This is a genomic window from Streptomyces sp. NPDC088730 (assembly GCF_044751215.1).
In the GTDB taxonomy this organism is placed as follows: domain Bacteria; phylum Actinomycetota; class Actinomycetes; order Streptomycetales; family Streptomycetaceae; genus Streptomyces.
Genome location: NZ_JBIVLK010000015.1, coordinates 169,094 through 184,736 on the forward strand (window position 1 = coordinate 169,094; position 15,643 = coordinate 184,736).

Consider the following 15,643-nt stretch of genomic DNA (forward strand, 5'->3'; position numbering starts at 1 on the left):
GCTCAGCGGTTCCGGGCCACCGCCAGCGGCTGCGTCAACTCGTCGTACACGCTCAGCACTTGGGCGATCGTGTCGTCCTCGGTCGGCCAGCCCGCCGCCTGCGCGATCCCCGCGGCGGCCAGCCGGTCCCGTTCCGCCGGGTCCCGGAGCAGCCGGGCCACCGCGCGGGCGAGCGCCTCCGCGTTCCCGTACGGCACGAGTTCCGCGGCCTCACCCACGAGTTCGGGCACTCCGCCGACCGCGGTGGCCACCAGCGGCACGCCGATCCGCAGCGCGTCCTGGGCCAGCAGCGAGCGATCCTCCCAGCGGCTGGGCAGCACGGCCAGGTCCGCGGCGGCCAGCAGTCCGGTGGCATCGGTCCGGCTGCCGATCAGCGCGACGGGCAGGTCCTCGGCCTTGATCCGCCGCTGCAGAGCCGCCCGCTCGCGCCCCTCGCCCGCGATGACCAGCAGGGGCACGGTGTCGAGCCGCCGCCACGCTCGCGCCGCGTCGAGCAGTGTGCCGAAGCCGTGGTGCGGCACCAGGCTGCCGACCGCCACAATCAACGGCCGCCCCACGGCACCGAGTTCGGCCCGCGTCTTGTCGCCGGACAGCGCGGCGGGGATCTGCGGCGGCGGAGTGGCGACGGGCGCGAGCCGGGCGTCGCGCGCCCCGAGCCGACGGGCCCGGTCGACCAGGTCGGAGGAGGCGCCGAGCACAACGGCCGCCGCGCGGGCGGCCCTTCGCTCCAGCAGGTGCAGCAGCCGGCGGCGGGCGCCCTCGGCGTGGGAGCGGGTGTGCCAGGTGACGACCAGCGGGACCCGGCGGCCGCCGAGCGCCAGGGCGGCCCGCACGGCGGCGTGCGGTCCGTGCGCGTGGACCACGTCCGCACCCGCGCAGGCACCGCGCAGCGCGGCGACGGCGGCGGGGTCACTGCGCCTGGGTACGGGCGCGAAGTGCGCCCCGGTCGCGGAGAAGTCGCAGGCGCGGTCCAGTCCGGCGGGCGCGCAGACCGTGACCTGCACGCCTCGCGCGACCAGTCCGGCGGCCAGCGAGCCGACGTGGGCGCTGCTTCCCGCACTGCCTCCGCCCAGCACTTGGACCGTACGCAGCTGTGACACGTTGAATGGCTCCCGGGGCTGCCGAGTCGGCGGTGTGTACACCGCCAAGGATGCCAGTCCGTACGCACGTTCCGGCACGACCGGACCGTAACTCCGGTGCGCACCGCAACAAACCGGGCGTGGCGTACCACTCGCACGGGTGAAGATCGCGGGGCCGCGGCGCCGTGCTCGGCGGCCGGGGCCCCGCGGTTCTATCCGTCCGACCGTGCCGTGGCGAGCAGCTCCTCCGCGTGGGCGCGGGCCGTCTCCGAGTCCTCCTGGCCCGCGAGCATCCGGGACAGCTCCCGTACCCGCTCCTCGCCCTCCAGGACGGTGACACCGCTCCGGGTCACCGAGCCGTCCACGGTCTTCTCGACCAGCAGCTGCCGGTCGGCGAACGCGGCGACCTGGGGCAGGTGGGTGACGACCACCACCTGGGCGGACCTCGCGAGCTTGGCCAGCCGCCGCCCGACCTCGACGGCCGCCTTGCCGCCGACGCCCGCGTCGACCTCGTCGAAGAGGTAGGTGGGTACGGGGTCGGAGCCGGCGAACACCACCTCGACGGCGAGCATCACCCGGGACAGCTCGCCGCCGGAGGCGCCCTTGGCGATCGGCCGCGGCTGGGCGCCGGGGTGCGGGGCCAGCAGCAGTTCGACCTCGTCGGCGCCGGACGGCCCGTAGACCACGCTGCGTCCGCCGATGTCGATGCCCGACGCCTCGTCGGGCGCCTCGGTCTGCCGGATGTCGAAGGAGACCCGGGCGTGCGGCATCGCGAGGGAGGCGAGCTCCGCGGTGACGGCCTCCGCGAAGAGCGCCGCCGCCGCCGTCCGGGCGTCGGTCAGCGCCTGGCCGAGTACGGAGAGCTCGCCGCGCAGCGCGTCCCGTTCCGCGGTCAGTTCGCCGATCCGGTCGTCGTCGCTCTCCAGCTCCATGAGGCGCGCGGCCCCGTCCTCGGCCCAGGCCAGCACGGCGGTGATGTCGTCGCCGTACTTGCGGGTGAGTCCGGTGAGCGCGGCGCGGCGCTCCTCGACCGCGGCGAGCCGCAGCGGATCGGAGTCCAGCTGGTCGGCGTAGCCCGCGAGTTCGCCCGCGACGTCGGAGAGCAGGATGGAGATCTCACCGACCCGGTCCGCGAGTGCGGCGAGCGCCGGGTCGTGGGCCCGTACCCCTTCCAGCGCCTGACCGGCCGCCGCCACGACGGTCGTCGCGTCTACCGCCTCCTGGTCCTCCGGGTTGCCGGCCAGCGCGGTGTGCGCGAGGGCGGCGGCGGAGGCGAGGGCGTCCGCGTGGCCGAGCCGCTGGGCCTCCGCGGCAAGCTCGGTGTCCTCACCGGGCAACGGTTCGACGGCGGCGATCTCGTTCAGCCCGAAGCGCAGCAGGTCGGCTTCCTGGGCCCGCTCGCGGGCGCGCGTGGTCAGCTCGTCGAGTTCACCGGCGACCTGGCGCAGCCGCCGGTAGGCCGCCGCGTAGGTGGCGTGCGGCAGGTCGACGCCGTCGCCCGCGTACCGGTCGAGGGCCTGCCGCTGCCTGGCAGGCTTGAGCAGCCCCTGCTGGTCGGTCTGGCCGTGCACGGCGACGAGTTCGTCCGCGAGCTCGGACAGCACGCCCACCGGCACGGATCTGCCGCCCAGATGCGCGCGGGAGCGCCCCTCCGCGGAAACGGTACGGCTGATCAGCAGCGCACCGTCCTCGATCTCCGCACCGGCCTCCTCGGCCCGCAGCGCCGCCGCGTCGCCCTCGGACACCGTGATCCGGCCCTCGACGACCGCCGCCTTGGCACCGATCCGTACGAGGGCGGGATCGGCACGTCCGCCGAGCAGCAGCCCGAGGCTGGTGACGACCATGGTCTTGCCCGCGCCGGTCTCACCGGTCACGGCGGTGAAACCGGGTGACAGCTCCACCACCGCGTCGTCGATGACTCCGAGCGACCGTATCCGCATCTCCTCCAACACGGACATGACCATACGAGGTTTCGTGGCCCCCGCGCACACGGGCCGCGGCCGGGGCACCGGATCGGGTGGGCGCGCCGCACTGACGCCGGACCTCCCGGGTGCCCGGTCCGGCGTCAGTGCGGCGCGCCCCGCCACCCCGACACCGGCAGCGCGAACTTGGCCACCAGCCGGTCCGTGAAGGAGGCCTGGTGCAGCCGGGCCAGCCGGACGGGCACCGTGCCGCGCCGCACCTCGACCCGGGCGCCGGGGGGCAGCTCGACCGTCCTGCGCCCGTCGCACCACAGCACCCCCTGCGGGGTGTGCGGCTGGACCTCCACGGCCAGCACCGACGTGGGCGAGGTCACCAGCGGCTTGGCGAACAGCGCGTGTGCGCCGATCGGAACCATCAGCAGGGCCTCCACCTCGGGCCACACGACGGGCCCGCCGGCCGAGAAGGCGTACGCGGTCGAGCCGGTGGGCGTCGCGCAGACGATGCCGTCGCAGCCGAACCCGGTCACCGGACGGCCGTCGATCTCCAGTACGACCTCCAGCATCCGCTCGGGCGACACCTTCTGCACGGCCGCCTCGTTGAGCGCCCAGTCGGAGTGGACGACGGTGCCGTTGCTGTGCACGACGACATCGATCGTCATCCGTTCCTCAACGGTGTACGCCCGGGTGACGACCCGGTTGACGACCTTGTCCAGGTCGTCGCGCTCCGCCTCCGCGAGGAAGCCGACCCTGCCCAGGTTGACGCCGAGCATCGGCACCCCGGAGGCGCGCGAGAGCTCCGCGCCGCGCAGCAGCGTCCCGTCCCCGCCGAGCACGATGAGCAGCTCGCAGCCGTTCACCGGCTCCGGGGAGGCGTCGGTGACCGTCTCCACGGACGGCGGCAGCGGCAGATCGGCCGCCTCCGTGGCCAGCACCCGTACGCCCAGACCGTTGCGCAGCAGGCCCTGGACCACCAGCTCGGCGCTGCGGATCGCGGCCGGCCGGCCGGTGTGCGCCAGAAGAAAGACAGTTCGTGCCGTATTCGTCGTCAACGAGGCCCCTCCGCCACTGCACGGTCGACATCCGCGGGATCCAGCTCAGGTGCTCCGGCCCGCAGCCACAGAAAGTACTCGACATTCCCCGACGGTCCGGGCAACGGGCTCGCCGTCACACCCCGGACCCCCAGTCCGAGCGCCCGGGCCCGGCGCGCCACCTCACGTACGGCTTCGGCCCGCAGCTCGGGGCTGCGCACCACCCCGCCGCTGCCGAGCCGCTCCTTGCCCACCTCGAACTGCGGCTTGACCATGAGGACCAGATCCGCGTCCGGGGCCGCGCAGCGCGCCAGGGCGGGCATGACGAGTCCCAGCGGGATGAACGACAGATCGCCCACCACCAGGTCGACGGCCTCGCCGTCGATCGCCTCCAGCGTCAGCTCCCGCACGTTGGTGCGGTCCTTGACGGTGACGCGCTCGTCGGACTGGAGCGACCAGGCGAGCTGTCCGTAGCCGACGTCCACGGCGACGACGTGGGCCGCTCCGGCCCGCAGCAGGACATCGGTGAACCCGCCGGTGGACGCCCCGGCGTCCAGCGCCCGCCGCCCCTCCACCGTCAGCCCCAGGGGCGTGAAGGCGGCGAGGGCGCCGGCCAGCTTGTGGCCCCCCCGCGAGACGTACTCGGGGTCGCTGTCGTCCTTGGTGACGACGACCGCGGCACTCGTCTCGACCTGGGTGGCCGGTTTGGCCGCAGTGTTGCCGCCGACGGTCACCCGTCCTGCGGCGATCAGCTGGCTGGCGTGCTCGCGCGAGCGGGCGAGCTTTCGGCGTACCAGCTCGGCGTCGAGGCGGCGACGGGCCACTCCTGCCACGTTCGGTTCAGCTCCTGTTGTCGTACGAGTTGTCGTGCGGCTTGTTGTACGCGTTGTCGTGCGCGGACGCCGCCGGGGCGGGTGCGGGCCCCGCGTCCAGCGCGGTCAGCGCGTCGCGCAGTCCACGGTGTACATCCTCGTACACCTCGGTATGGCCGCTCGCCGGGAGGCGGTCGGCGTCGGCCAGCCGCTCCAGTCGCGCGTCCACCCCGGCATTGCCGGTGGGTGCGCGGACGACGCCGAGGGGCGCGGGGGCCGCCGGGTCGAGCACGGCAGCCCGGGGCGGCCCCTGCGGCGCGTCCTGCGGGATCTCCCCGGGCGCGGTTCCGGCGGCCGTCCCCGGCCCCGGCGTCGAGTCGCTCATGCGGGAAACGCTACCCCGAGGCGCTGCGGTACCGTCGGTCACGATGGCGACCATGGCGGAGTGCCGCAGCGCACTCGACAGACTTTCGGACAACCTCGCGGGGGCCGACGGCGACGTGCGCAGCGCGGCGTCCCTGGACCGTTCGCTGAGCTGCCACATCAAGGACCTCGACGTCACGTTCACCGGCCGGCTGGCCGGCGGCCGGATCCAGGTCCTGGACACCGTCGAGGGGCCGCCTGCGGAAAAGGCGGAGATCCGCCTCGCGATGACCGGGGACGATCTGGTGGCCCTGGTCAACGGCGAGCTGAACTTCGCGAAGGCGTGGGGCTCGGGCCGGGTACGCCTGGAAGCAGGCTTCCGCGACCTCCTGAAACTCAGATCCCTGCTGTAACCGGCCCGGCCCGACCAGATCAGGCCCGCCCGGCGACCGGGGGCACCTTCCAAGCCCGTCCGGCGATCGAGGACAAGGCGTGGCCGGAGGCCACGCGCACCACCCACCGCACCGCGCCCACCCGCACCGCGCCCCTAAACCGGCACGCCCCGCGCACCCCGCACCCGCGCGGCCGGCACCACCAGCGGCGTCCCCGTCTCCGGATCGGAGATCACCTGGCACCGCAGCCCGAACACCCGCTCCACCAGCTCCGCGGTGACGATCTCCCCGGGCGCGCCCTCCGCGACGATCTCGCCCTCCCGCATCGCGATGAGATGCGTGGCGTACCGCGCGGCGTGATTCAGGTCGTGCAGGACGGCGACCAGCGTGCGCCCCCGCGTCTCGTGCAGGTCCGCGCACAGGTCGAGCACATCGATCTGGTGCTGGATGTCGAGGTACGTCGTCGGCTCGTCCAGCAGCAGCAGCGGCGTCTGCTGGGCGAGCGCCATCGCGATCCAGACCCGCTGACGCTGCCCGCCGGACAATTCGTCGACATAGCGATCGCCGAGCTCACCGACGCCGGTCGACGCCATCGATTCCTCGACAATGCGTTCGTCCTCCGGCGACCACTGCCGCAGCAGCCCCTGGTGCGGGTATCGGCCCCTGGCCACCAGATCCGCCACGGTGATGCCGTCCGGGGCGATCGAGGACTGGGGCAGCAGCCCCAGCGTCCTGGCGACCTTCTTGGCGGGCATCCGGTGAATGGCCTGCCCGTCCAGCAGTACCTGACCCCGGCTCGGCCTGAGCATCCGGGACAGCGCACGCAGCAATGTCGACTTGCCGCAGGCGTTCGGGCCGACGATCACGGTGAACGAGTGGTCGGGTATCTCGACCGAGAGGTTCTCCGCGATGACCCGCTGGTCGTAGCCGAGGGTCACCGAGTCCGCGGTGAGGCGCTGCATGGTCGTACTCCGTGGGTCGGTCGGGGTGCCGGGAGGAAGCGGGGAATGCCCGCTGCCGGCGGCACGCGGGGCGGATGAGGGCTTCGGGTGCCCGGTGCCGGATGTCATATGCGGCCCGCCCTGCGCTCCGACACCAGGAGCCACAGCAGGTAGCAGCCGCCGAGCACGCCGGTCACCACGCCCACGGGCAGCTGCCGGTCGCCGAAGGCGTCGAGCGCGACCCAGTCCGCGACGAGGAGCAGGGCGGCACCCATGAAGGCCGCGGCCACCAGGTTGGGGCCGGTCGAGCGGGTCAGCCGGCGGGCCACCTGCGGGGCGCTGAGCGAGACGAACGCGATCGGCCCGGCGGCGGCCGTGGCGACGGCGACGAGCAGCACGGCGGCGCCCATCAGGACGAGCCGGGTGCGTTCGACCCGTACCCCGAGCGCGTACGCGGCGTCGTCGCCCATCTCCATCACCCGCAGGGCCCGGCCGTGCCCGAACACCAGCGGCAGCAGCACCGCGCAGACCGCCAGCAGGGGCCAGACCTGGGCCCAGTCCCGCCCGTCGAGCGAGCCGGTCATCCAGACGACGGCCCGGGTGGCGTCCACCAGGTCGGCCTTGGTGATCAGGTACTGGGTCACGGCGGTCAGCATGGCGGCGGCGCCGATCCCCACAAGCACGAGCCGGAAGCCGTGCACTCCGCGCTTCCACGCCAGCAGGTAGACGGCGACCCCGGTCAGCAGACCACCGGCCACCGCACCGCCCGCGACCGCCGTCGCCCCGCCCTGGAACAGCACGATCACGGCCAGCGCGCCGACCGTCGCCCCCTGGCCGAAGCCCAGCACGTCCGGGCTGCCGAGGGGGTTGCGCGAGATGGTCTGGAAGACGGCGCCACCGGCCCCGAGCGCCGCGCCCACCAGGAGCCCCACCAGCACCCTCGGCAGCCGCAGGTCCGTGACGATGAACTCCTGCTGGAAGGTGCCGTGTCCGAAGAGTGTCGTGACGACCTCGCCCGGGGTCATGGAGAAGTCACCGCTGCCGATGAGGACGACCCCGGCCGCCGCCACCACGGCGGCGAGCAGCACCACCACGAGGGAGGCCCGGACGTTCATCCGGAACGAGTACCCGCCGGCCGTCCGCACGGCCTTCACCGACCGGGCCGTCCCCGTCTGCCGGGTCGTCGGGGCCGTCCCCGCCGCTCCCGCCGTCTCCTTCGTGGCCTTCACAGCTGGGACATCCTCTTGCGTCGTACGAGGTGGATGAAGACCGGACCGCCGATCAGCGCGGTGACGATGCCGACCTGGAGTTCGGACGGCCGGGCGACGATCCGGCCCACCACGTCCGCGCCGAGCAGCAGCACCGGGGAGAGCACGGCCGCGTACGGCAGGATCCACCTCATGTCGGGCCCGGTGATCGCCCGCACCAGGTGCGGGATCATCAGCCCGATGAAGACGATCGGCCCGCACGCGGCGGTCGCCGCCCCGCACAGCAGGGTGACGGCGAGCATGGCCAGCACCCGGGTCCTGGTCAGATGGGCGCCGAGCGCCCGCGCGGTGTCGTCGCCCATCTCCAGGGCGTTGAGCGGGCGGGCGATGAGCAGGGTCAGCAGGACGCCGATCGCGATGAACGGCCACACCTTGCCGACGGTCTCCGTGTTCGCGGAGGCCAGCGACCCGACGGTCCAGAACCTCAGCCGGTCCAGGGCCGCCGAGTCGAGCAGCTGTACGGCGTTGACGTACCCGTACAGGGCCGCGGTGACCGCCGTCCCGGCGAGCGCGAGCCGTACCGGGGTGGCTGACCGGCTGCCTCCGAGCAGGTACACGGCCACCGAGACGATCCCGGCGCCGGCGAAGGCGAACCAGACGTACCCGGTCAGCGAGGTGACGCCGAAGAAACTGATCGCGGAGACGACCGCCGCGGAGGCCCCCGCGTTGACACCCAGCAGTCCGGGCTCGGCCAGCGGGTTACGGGTCAGCGCCTGCATCACCGCACCGGCGAGTCCGAGCGCGCTGCCGACGATCAGCCCGAGCACGGTCCGGGGAATCCGCACCTTCCGTACCAGGACGTCGTCGCTGCTCCCGGCGTAGTGGAACAGGCCGTGCCAGACGTCGCCGAGGGGCAGCGCCTTCGCGCCGATCCCGATACTCGCCAGGCACACCAGCACCAGGAGCGCCAAGGCCACCAGGAGCCCTGCGGCGCGAACCGCATGGCGCCTGGGGGGCGTGGGACGGGCCGGTGCGGCTGTCGGGCCTGCACTCGGTTCCGGGGGACTCTCAACGAACACGCCGGTTAGGTTAGCCTACCCTCCTGTGGCCTCGATCCGGCCTCCCACCGCCCCCGGCCGGGACGCCTGACCGGGCCCGGATGCCTGCTCCGGTACGGACCCCGGTCCCGGCCGGGACGCCACCGCGATCACCTCCGCCCTCGCCGCGGCCAGCGAGCTCGCCGCCGACGAGCGGAAGGGGGCCAGTCCGGGCGCCAGCCCCGCCATGGTCAGCTCGGCAGTGACGAAGCACAGGTCCTCCGGGGCCACCCCCTTCTCACCGAAGTACGCCCGCAGGTAGGGCGTCTGGAAGTCCCAGCCCTCCCGAGGGGTCCCCGGACCGTAGGCACCGCCCCGCGTGCTGACCACCACCACCCGCTTCCCCCGGAGCAGGCCCTCCCCCGTGTCCGGCTCCGTGAGCGCGCCGGGGAAGCCGACCCGGTCGATCCACGCCTTCAGCGAGGCGGAGACCGCGTAGTTGTACATCGGGGCGCCGACCAGCACGGTGTCGGCCGCCAGCAGTTCGGTGACCAGCGGACGGGTCAGCGACCACTCCCGCCGCTCGGCCTCGTTCCCGATCAGCGCGTCCACTCCGTCCGGCGGTACGAGGCCGGTCGCCTCCAGCCTCCGGCCGAGCGTGCAGTAGGCGGTGTCCAGCGGGGGCACCGGGTCCGCGGCCAGGTCCCGGTAGCGGTATCCGGCCGGGCCGTGCACGGTCCGCCAGGTGCGGGCGAACAGCGCGGTCAGCTGCCTGCTGACCGACTCCTCCGAGCGGTTGGCACTGGAATCCAGATGCAGCAAGGACGTCATCGGCGGCTCTCCTGTCACTTCGGTTACGTTGCGTCCGTCAGGAGGGGTGACGGAACAGCACGGCGGAAGGTGACCGGTGGACGAGCGCGAGGCACTGGCGGAACGCTTCGAGGAGCGGCGCGCTCTGCTGCGCGCGGTGGCCCACCGCATGCTCGGTTCGCTGGACGAGGCGGAGGACGCGGTCCAGGAGACCTGGCTGCGTCTGTGCCGGGTCGACGCCGGCGAGGTGGACAACCTGACCGGCTGGCTGCGGACGGTGGTGACCCGCATCTGCCTCGACATGCTGCGTACCCGAAGGTCGCGCAGGGAGGACCTGGCCGAGCAAGAGGTCCTCGACCAGGTCGCCGGGTCCGCCGAGGGCAGTCCGCCGGAGGACGAGGCGCTGCTGGGCGACTCGGTGAGCCGGGCGCTGCTCGTGGTGCTGGACACGCTGGACCCCGTCGAGCGGATCGCGTTCGTGCTGCACGACATGTTCGCCGTACCGTTCAGCGAGATCGCGACCGTCGTGGAGCGCACCCCGGGCGCCACGAAGAAGATCGCCAGCCGGGCGCGTCACAAGGTGCGGGGCACTCCCGTGGTCCCGGCGGCCGAACTCGCCCGGCAGCACCAGGTCGTCTCGGCGTTCCTGGCCGCCGCGCGGGCCGGTGACCTCGACGCGGTCCTCGCGGTACTGGCCCCCGATGCGGTCCGGCGTGCCGACCCCGTCGCGGTGCCGCCGGGCGGCACGGCCGAGGCCCGCGGCGCGCGAGCCGTCGCGGAGGGCACGGCGGCCCTGGCCCACCGGTCACGACTGGCCGAACCCGCCCTGGTCAACGGCATGGTGGGGGTCGTCGTGGCCCCGCGCGGCCGCCTGCTGTTCGCGCTCACCTTCACCATCGAGGACGACCTGATCACCGCGTACGACGTGATCGCGGACCCGGCACGCCTGCGCCGCCTCGACCTCGCCGTCCTCGGCCGACGCGGAGATGAACGCTGATGCTGACGCGGAAAAGCCGGCCGCCCGGCTGAGGGCGGCGCCGGGCCGCCCGCCCGCCGGGTGCGGAGCCACCGGCCGGACCGCCGCCGCTTCAGCCGCTGCTACAGCCCGAGTCTGGCCACGGCCTTCCCCGCGTCCAGCCCGCACGAACCCGCTCCGGCGTGCGACCACGCCGCCCCGCACAACGCCCGCAGACCGTCGAGCGCCTCCCCGTCACCCTCCAGCACGAACTGCTCGCCCCGGACGGACGCCGTCCAGCCGCCGCAGCCGAAGCCCTCGCCCACCGGCGTCACCTCGGGCTGCCCGGTCAGCAGCCCCCGCAGATCGGCGGCCACGTAGGTCGGCCGGTGCTCCGGCTTCGCGGCCAGCAGCTGCGCCGCGTCCGCCACCCCGGTCAGCACCAGCAGCGAGTCGACACCCCCGTTGAACGCCCCCTCGATGTCCGTGTCGAGGCGGTCCCCGACCACCAACGGCCGTTCGGCACCGGTCCGCAGTACCGTCTCCCGGTGCATCGGCGGCAGCGGCTTCCCGGCCACCTGCGGCTCGGCACCGGTCGCGATCCGTACGACTTCCACGGCCGCCCCGTTGCCCGGTGCGATGCCGCGGGCGCTCGGAATGGTCAGGTCCGTGTTGGACGCGAACCACGGCAACCCGCGATTGACCGCGTGGGCGGCCTCGGCGAACCGCCCCCACGTCATGTCCGGCCCCCCGTATCCCTGCGCGACCGCGACCGGCTCGTCATCCGCCGACTCCACCGGCCGCAGCCCGCGTTCCCGCAGCGCCACCCGCAGGCCCTCGCCCCCGATCACCAGTACCCGGGCCCCGGCGGGCAGCTGATCGGCGATCAGCCGGGCCACGGCCTGCGCCGAAGTGATCACGTCGGCGGGCTCGGCCGGCACTCCCAGCTCGGTCAGGTGCTCCGCCACCGCGTCCGGTGTCCGCAGCGCGTTGTTGGTGACGTACGCCAGGTGCATCCCGCCGTCCCGCGCCGTGCCGAGCGCCTCGACCGCATGGTCGATCGCCTGCCCGCCCGCGTACACCACCCCGTCGAGATCGAGCAGAGCCGTGTCGTACGCCTCACTCAACGCGGTACCGATCCCGCTCGGCCTGGTCCTGCTCGCCTGACTCATATCCTGCGCTCCTCCATACCTGGGTCTCCCCCGATCATCGCGCATTCACGAACCGCACATACGATGCGGAATTGACATCCTCCCCCTCCTGAAGGAAAGGGGCTGCCACGGTTCGCGCCCTGGAGATTTCTAGCTCATCGCTGACTGCCCGCCCCGCTCCTGCCAGTAGTTCCCGGACGCGCCTCACAGATGCCGCAGCGTCTGCCGCAACGGCGCCGACGACACCTCGGGCAGGAAGGCCACAGCGCTGTCGCCCACGCGCCGGCCGGGCACATGCGGTACTTGAACGCCCGTTTCACCCGGTTCGTGGCCACACCCACGAACCGACGAGCCCTCGAATTAGGATCAAACCCGCGGGTCACAGCACCGTGCTCCGCAGGGGCTGTGCTTCCTCCCCGAGCTGAGGCACGGGGCATCCAAGCAGGAGGAAAGATGAACTCACGAGGCCCCGCGGACCAGGGGCTGCGGCTGATCCCGTTCCGTGGACTGCGCTACGTCCCCGAGCTGGTCGGCAGTCTCTCCGCGGTGACCTCGCCCCCGTACGACGTCGTCGTACGGCCCGACGGGCTGCTCCACCTGGAATCGGCGGATCCGCACAACATCGTGCGCCTGATCCTCCCGCAGGGAGACACCGCGGCCGCCCGCCACGAACAGGCCGCCGCGACCCTGCACCGCTGGCTGGCCGAGGGGATCCTCGCCCCCGACGCCGAACCCGCGCTCTATGTGTACGAGCAGCGCAACGGCGACATGCTCCAGCGCGGCGTGATCGGTGCGCTGGCCCTCTCCGACCCCGCCGACGGCATCGTGCTCCCGCACGAGGACGTGATGGCCGATGTCGTCGAGGACCGCGCCGACCTGATGCGGACCGCGGAGGCCCACCTCGAACCCCTGCTCCTGACCTACCGCGGCGACGGCCACGCCACCGGGGCGGCCGGCGTCATCGAGCGGACGATCGACCGCCCGCCGCTGCTCGCCACCACCACGGAGGACGGCTTCAGCCACCGGCTCTGGGCACTCACCGACACGGCCGAACGGTCGGTGGTGGAGGCGGATCTGGCCCGTCGGCAGGCCCTGATCGCCGACGGCCACCACCGCTGGGCCACCTATCTCAGACTCCAGCGGGAACACACAGGTCCCGGCCCGTGGGACTTCGGCCTGGTCCTCCTGGTCGACACGGCGAGGTACCCGCTCCGGGTACGGTCCATCCACCGGCTGTTGCACGGGCTGCCCGTCACCGACGCGCTCGCCGCGCTGGCCGGCCTCTTCCGCGTCCGTCAGGTCGAAGGTCCGCTCCCCCGGGCCCTGGACGCCCTGGCCGGGGCTGCGGCCGAGGGCAATGCCTTCCTGCTCGCGGGCGACGGCGGATTCCACCTGGCCGACCGCCCCGACGAGGCCCTGCTGGCCCGCACCGTCCCGGCCGACCGGCCGGACGCCTGGCGCACCCTCGACGCCACGGTGCTGCACTCGGCACTGCTCGACCATGTCTGGCAGATCCCGGACGACCCGGCGCACATCGCGTACATCCACGACACCTCGGCCGCCGTCGAACAGGCCGAACGCCACAACGCGACGGCGGTGCTGATGCATCCGGTACGCGAGGAAGTCGTCCGGGACCTGGCCCGCCAGGGCGTCACCATGCCCCGCAAGTCGACTTCCTTCGGACCCAAGCCGGCCACGGGTCTCGTCCTGCGCAGTCTGCCCCTCGGCTGACCCGGCCCCATACACAGAAGAGGGCGGCACCCCGGCCGGGGTGCCGCCCTCTTCTCACGCGTTACGCCTTGACCGGACCGTCCTCGTCATCCGCGTCATCCTCGTCGTCCTCGTCGTCCTCTTCATCGCGGTCGTCCGCGACGGCGGGGGCGGCTGCGGAGGCAGGTGTGCTGTCCTCGTCATCGTCGCCGAGAGCGTCGACGAACTCGACACCGTCCAGCTCGGCAAGGCGGTCCGACGCATCGGTCGAGCCGTCCTTGTCGGCCTCCAGGGCCTTCCCGAACCACTCGCGCGCCTCGTCCTCGCGACCGGCGGCCAGCAGTGCGTCCGCGTACGCGTAACGCAGTCGCGGCGTCCACGGGTGGACGGCGCTGGAGGCCAGCTCGGAGCTCTGGAGGGTCACGATGGCGGCATCGATCTGCCCCATGTCGCGACGGGCTCCGGCTGCGACCAGCCGCATCTCGACCTGTCCGGCCTTGTCCAGCTTCTGCACCTCGGGCTCACCGGCCATGGCCATCGCCCGCTCCGGCCGCCCGAGTCCGCGCTCGCAGTCGGCCATGACCGGCCACAGCTCGACGGAACCGGTCATCCGACGGGACGCCCGGAACTCCGCGAGCGCCTCGGCGTACTTCTGCGTCGCGTAGGCGGCGAAGCCCGCCGCCTCACGAACGGCGGCGACCCGCGAGGCCAGTCGCAGGGCGATGCGCGAGTACGCGTACGCCTGCTCGGGGTCCTCGTCGAGGAGCCGGGCCACCATGACCAGGTTCCGGGCGACGTCCTCGGCCAGGGTCTTGGGCAGGCTCATCAGCTCCTGCCGGACATCCTTGTCGATCTCGTGGCCGGTGACCTCGTCGGGGATGGGGAGCCGCTTGATCGGCTCGCGCTCACGCTCGTCCCGACGCTCGTACCCACCGCGGTCGTCGCGGCCGCGGTAGCCGCCCCTGTCGCCGTCATCGCGCCGACCACGGAAACCGCCGGAAGCGCCTCCCCGACTGTCGTCCCGCCGCGGCGCACGCCCCCGGTCACCACGGCTGTCGTCACGACGGAAGTTCCCGCCACCGCTGCTGGGCCGGCTGTCGTCCCGCCGGAACCCACCGCCGGAGGAACCGCCACGGTTGTCATCCCGGCGGAAGCCGCCACCGCTGGAACCGCCACGGCTGTCGTCGCGACGGAAGCCGCCGCCGCTGCTGGGCCGGTTGTCGTCGCGGCGGAAGCTGCCGCCGGTGCTGCCGCCACGGTTGTCGTCGTCACGACGCGGCCCACGGGGGCGATCATCACGACGCTCGAACCCACCGCCCGAACGCCCACCCCGGTCATCATCCCGACGCGGAGCCCGGTCATCACGACGGAACCCACCACCGGAGGAACCACCACGACTGTCGTCACGACGGAAATTGCCGCCACCGCCGCTGGGCCGGCTGTCGTCACGGCGGAAACCACCACCGCTGGAACCGCCACGGTTGTCGTCACGGCGGAAGCTGCCGCCGGTGCTGCCGCCACGGTTGTCGTCGTCACGACGCGGCCCACGCGGCCGGTCATCACGACGCTCGAACCCACCGCCCGAACGCCCACCCCGGTCATCATCCCGACGCGGAGCCCGGTCATCACGACGGAACCCACCACCCGACGAACCACCACGACTGTCATCGCGACGGAAACCACCACCGGAGGAACCACCACGGCTGTCGTCACGACGGAAGCCGCCACCGGTGCTGCCGCCACGGCTGTCGTCCCGGCGAGGCGCACGATCCCGGTCGCCACGGTTGTCGTCGCGGCGGAAGTTGCCGCCACTGCTGCTGGGCCGGCTGTCGTCGCGCCGGAAGCCGCCGCTGTTGGTGGGCCGGCGATCGTCCCGGCGGTCTCCACCGCGGTCGTTGTCCCGACGCTGGCCGCCTGACCGGTCGTCACGACCACCGCTGAAGCCGCCCCGGTCACCGCCGTCGCGGCGACGCGGCTCGCGCTCCGAACGATCGTCGGGAGAGTTGGTGGACATCGGTGGTGCTCCTGTCATCGGGTACTACAGACATTCTTGCGCAGCCGGACATCCGACGCGCTTCGGCAAACAAAAAGGACCCTTGGTCCCAGCGTTGAACGCTGGGACCAAGGGTCCTGAAAGATTGTTCGGCGGCGTCCTACTCTCCCACAGGGTCCCCCCTGCAGTACCATCGGCGCTGAAAGGCTTAGCTTCCGGGTTCGGAATGTAACCGGGCGTTT

15 protein-coding genes and 1 rRNA gene are annotated in these 15,643 nt (G+C 73.0%); 4 read left to right on the top strand and 12 right to left on the bottom strand.

Annotated features, from left to right (window positions below):
* Window positions 1–2: 2 nt before the first annotated feature.
* From ACIP89_RS31915 to ACIP89_RS31935, 5 genes are all read right to left on the bottom strand, one after another.
* Window positions 3–1,100: a glycosyltransferase family 4 protein gene (locus ACIP89_RS31915; RefSeq protein WP_402117905.1), complete on the bottom strand. Its 1,098-nt coding sequence runs from the start codon at window positions 1,098–1,100 to the stop codon at window positions 3–5.
* Between the two features lie 191 nt (window positions 1,101–1,291).
* Complete coding sequence (gene recN, locus ACIP89_RS31920) at window positions 1,292–3,037, bottom strand: DNA repair protein RecN (RefSeq protein WP_402117907.1); 1,746 nt, start codon at window positions 3,035–3,037, stop codon at window positions 1,292–1,294.
* 107 nt (window positions 3,038–3,144) lie between these two features.
* Window positions 3,145–4,050, bottom strand: a complete 906-nt coding sequence (locus ACIP89_RS31925; protein WP_402117909.1) for an NAD kinase — start codon at window positions 4,048–4,050, stop codon at window positions 3,145–3,147.
* Window positions 4,047–4,862 (bottom strand): TlyA family RNA methyltransferase, encoded by an 816-nt coding sequence (locus ACIP89_RS31930; protein WP_401931813.1) that lies wholly within the window; start codon window positions 4,860–4,862, stop codon window positions 4,047–4,049. Before ACIP89_RS31930 ends, ACIP89_RS31925 begins: the two co-directional genes overlap by 4 nt.
* A gap of 7 nt (window positions 4,863–4,869) precedes the next feature.
* Complete coding sequence (locus ACIP89_RS31935) at window positions 4,870–5,226, bottom strand: hypothetical protein (RefSeq protein ID WP_402117911.1); 357 nt, start codon at window positions 5,224–5,226, stop codon at window positions 4,870–4,872.
* Window positions 5,227–5,269: 43 nt separating this feature from the next.
* Here ACIP89_RS31935 and ACIP89_RS31940 point away from each other — a divergent pair, with 43 nt between their 5' ends.
* Complete coding sequence (locus ACIP89_RS31940) at window positions 5,270–5,617, top strand: SCP2 sterol-binding domain-containing protein (RefSeq protein WP_024494660.1); 348 nt, start codon at window positions 5,270–5,272, stop codon at window positions 5,615–5,617.
* A gap of 134 nt (window positions 5,618–5,751) precedes the next feature.
* Here ACIP89_RS31940 and ACIP89_RS31945 read toward each other — a convergent pair whose 3' ends face one another.
* The 4 genes from ACIP89_RS31945 to ACIP89_RS31960 all read right to left on the bottom strand — a co-directional run bounded on the left by ACIP89_RS31945 (window position 5,752) and on the right by ACIP89_RS31960 (window position 9,613).
* Complete coding sequence (locus tag ACIP89_RS31945; RefSeq protein ID WP_401931718.1) at window positions 5,752–6,558, bottom strand: ABC transporter ATP-binding protein; 807 nt, start codon at window positions 6,556–6,558, stop codon at window positions 5,752–5,754.
* Between the two features lie 104 nt (window positions 6,559–6,662).
* Window positions 6,663–7,652, bottom strand: a complete 990-nt coding sequence (locus tag ACIP89_RS31950) for a FecCD family ABC transporter permease (protein ID WP_402117924.1) — start codon at window positions 7,650–7,652, stop codon at window positions 6,663–6,665.
* Window positions 7,653–7,762: 110 nt separating this feature from the next.
* The gene (locus tag ACIP89_RS31955) at window positions 7,763–8,722 is read right to left on the bottom strand and encodes a FecCD family ABC transporter permease (RefSeq protein WP_401931715.1); all 960 of its coding nucleotides are present in this window, start codon (window positions 8,720–8,722) and stop codon (window positions 7,763–7,765) included.
* A gap of 117 nt (window positions 8,723–8,839) precedes the next feature.
* The gene (locus ACIP89_RS31960) at window positions 8,840–9,613 is read right to left on the bottom strand and encodes an FMN-dependent NADH-azoreductase (RefSeq protein WP_402117913.1); all 774 of its coding nucleotides are present in this window, start codon (window positions 9,611–9,613) and stop codon (window positions 8,840–8,842) included.
* Window positions 9,614–9,689: 76 nt separating this feature from the next.
* On the opposite strand from ACIP89_RS31960, the gene ACIP89_RS31965 reads away from it, so the two are divergent.
* A complete protein-coding gene (locus ACIP89_RS31965; protein ID WP_401931709.1) occupies window positions 9,690–10,589 on the top strand; it encodes a sigma-70 family RNA polymerase sigma factor in 900 nt (299 codons plus the stop codon).
* A 101-nt stretch (window positions 10,590–10,690) separates the two neighbouring features.
* On the opposite strand, the gene ACIP89_RS31970 is transcribed toward ACIP89_RS31965, so the two are convergent.
* A complete protein-coding gene (locus tag ACIP89_RS31970; RefSeq protein WP_401931707.1) occupies window positions 10,691–11,719 on the bottom strand; it encodes an HAD-IIA family hydrolase in 1,029 nt (342 codons plus the stop codon).
* 432 nt (window positions 11,720–12,151) lie between these two features.
* Here ACIP89_RS31970 and ACIP89_RS31975 point away from each other — a divergent pair, with 432 nt between their 5' ends.
* A complete protein-coding gene (locus ACIP89_RS31975) occupies window positions 12,152–13,429 on the top strand; it encodes a DUF1015 family protein (protein WP_401931802.1) in 1,278 nt (425 codons plus the stop codon).
* Between the two features lie 61 nt (window positions 13,430–13,490).
* Here ACIP89_RS31975 and ACIP89_RS31980 read toward each other — a convergent pair whose 3' ends face one another.
* Window positions 13,491–14,234: a tetratricopeptide repeat protein gene (locus tag ACIP89_RS31980; RefSeq protein WP_402117914.1), complete on the bottom strand. Its 744-nt coding sequence runs from the start codon at window positions 14,232–14,234 to the stop codon at window positions 13,491–13,493.
* Window positions 14,235–14,264: 30 nt separating this feature from the next.
* Here ACIP89_RS31980 and ACIP89_RS31985 point away from each other — a divergent pair, with 30 nt between their 5' ends.
* Complete coding sequence (locus ACIP89_RS31985) at window positions 14,265–15,326, top strand: hypothetical protein (protein ID WP_402117915.1); 1,062 nt, start codon at window positions 14,265–14,267, stop codon at window positions 15,324–15,326.
* A 222-nt stretch (window positions 15,327–15,548) separates the two neighbouring features.
* Here the strand turns inward: ACIP89_RS31985 and rrf are convergent.
* Window positions 15,549–15,643, bottom strand: a 5S ribosomal RNA gene (gene rrf, locus ACIP89_RS31990); the annotation flags it as partial.

Bases quoted from the DNA above. Each gene is read 5' to 3' on its own strand.
- recN (WP_402117907.1), bottom strand. From the start codon at position 3,037: ATGTCCGTGTTGGAGGAGATGCGGATACGGTCGCTCGGAGTCATCGAC.
- ACIP89_RS31935 (WP_402117911.1), bottom strand. From the start codon at position 5,226: ATGAGCGACTCGACGCCGGGGCCGGGGACGGCCGCCGGAACCGCGCCC.
- ACIP89_RS31940 (WP_024494660.1), top strand. From the start codon at position 5,270: ATGGCGACCATGGCGGAGTGCCGCAGCGCACTCGACAGACTTTCGGAC.
- ACIP89_RS31945 (WP_401931718.1), bottom strand. From the start codon at position 6,558: ATGCAGCGCCTCACCGCGGACTCGGTGACCCTCGGCTACGACCAGCGG.
- ACIP89_RS31950 (WP_402117924.1), bottom strand. From the start codon at position 7,652: ATGAACGTCCGGGCCTCCCTCGTGGTGGTGCTGCTCGCCGCCGTGGTG.
- ACIP89_RS31960 (WP_402117913.1), bottom strand. From the start codon at position 9,613: ATGACGTCCTTGCTGCATCTGGATTCCAGTGCCAACCGCTCGGAGGAG.
- ACIP89_RS31970 (WP_401931707.1), bottom strand. From the start codon at position 11,719: ATGAGTCAGGCGAGCAGGACCAGGCCGAGCGGGATCGGTACCGCGTTG.
- ACIP89_RS31975 (WP_401931802.1), top strand. From the start codon at position 12,152: ATGAACTCACGAGGCCCCGCGGACCAGGGGCTGCGGCTGATCCCGTTC.
- ACIP89_RS31980 (WP_402117914.1), bottom strand. From the start codon at position 14,234: ATGAGCCTGCCCAAGACCCTGGCCGAGGACGTCGCCCGGAACCTGGTC.